Consider the following 1,049-nt stretch of genomic DNA (forward strand, 5'->3'; position numbering starts at 1 on the left):
TTGCCATGAACAGCCCTGTTGTCATCGACAAAGACGCTGTATCTTCGCTCCCTCCGCAAGTACTCAGTGTCGTTCAACCTCAGACGACTCTTTCGCTTGCAGAACAGATGTTTATTTGCAGACAGGCGATAAGACATCTGGCTCGGTAAGTCATCCTGCTGAAGGCCCGACCGTTGTCTCAGGTACTCACAGCACAGCTGCTCGATCATTAACATTAAATCCACCTCCTGCGAAAAAACAAAGGAAGGCAGGCTCCAAAAAATACCGATGTGATCACCCTGGCTGTGAAAAATCACTTGGCTCTCAAGCCTCATTGAACACTCACAAAAGTCAATATCACACCGGAGAGCAAACCTGCCCTGAGTGCCAGAAGACCTTACCAAACGCTCAAGTCCTGTCAGTTCACAAAAGAAAAGATCACACCCCGGAGCAAACTTGTCCAGAGTGCCAGAAGACCCTGCCAAACGCTCATGTCCTGTCAGTTCACAAAAGTCAATATCACAGCGGAGATCAAACCTGCCCTGAGTGCCATAAGGTTCTGTCAAACACCCAAGCCCTGTCGGTTCACAAAATTCAATATCACACCCCAGAGCAAACCTGCCCTGAGTGCCAGAAGGCTCTGCCAAACAAGAAAGCTTTGTCGGAACACAAAAGTCGATACCACACCGGAGAGCAAACCTGCCCTGAGTGCCAGAAGCCCCTGCCAAACGCGAAAGCCCTGTCGGATCACAGAAAGCAACACCGAAAACAAAAGTTTGATGATGCACAGTCAAGTGATTGATTTTTTCGGTTTGTGCAGCCCTGCACGACGTGTCCATGGCGCCAGTCGATCCACATACTATTTCGAATACCTCAAAAATACAGCTATTTATCTGAAAAGGAGAGCTATGACGGGATGCATTCATGCACGTATTCCCGGAGGCTATTTGTCTTTTACTCAAGGCGCAGCCATGGTTGGTGTTTGGTGCGTGGAGTCATACTTTCTCAGTCTGAAGCACATCCAGTACATTAATCCATAGAGCGTCATTGACCCCACTAATACTCCCCCC

General features: G+C 48.6%; 1 protein-coding gene. It reads left to right on the forward strand.

The genetic code is table 11. The features are described 5' to 3' along the window. Positions 1-115 precede the first annotated feature (115 nt). On the forward strand, positions 116-781 hold the full coding sequence (locus tag KDK17_RS14060; RefSeq protein ID WP_257288317.1) for a C2H2-type zinc finger protein: 666 nt from the start codon (positions 116-118) through the stop codon (positions 779-781). The last annotated feature ends 268 nt before the right edge of the window (positions 782-1,049 follow it).

It is taken from the genome of Endozoicomonas sp. SESOKO2 (genome assembly GCF_024606245.1).
Lineage (GTDB): Bacteria > Pseudomonadota > Gammaproteobacteria > Pseudomonadales > Endozoicomonadaceae > Endozoicomonas_A.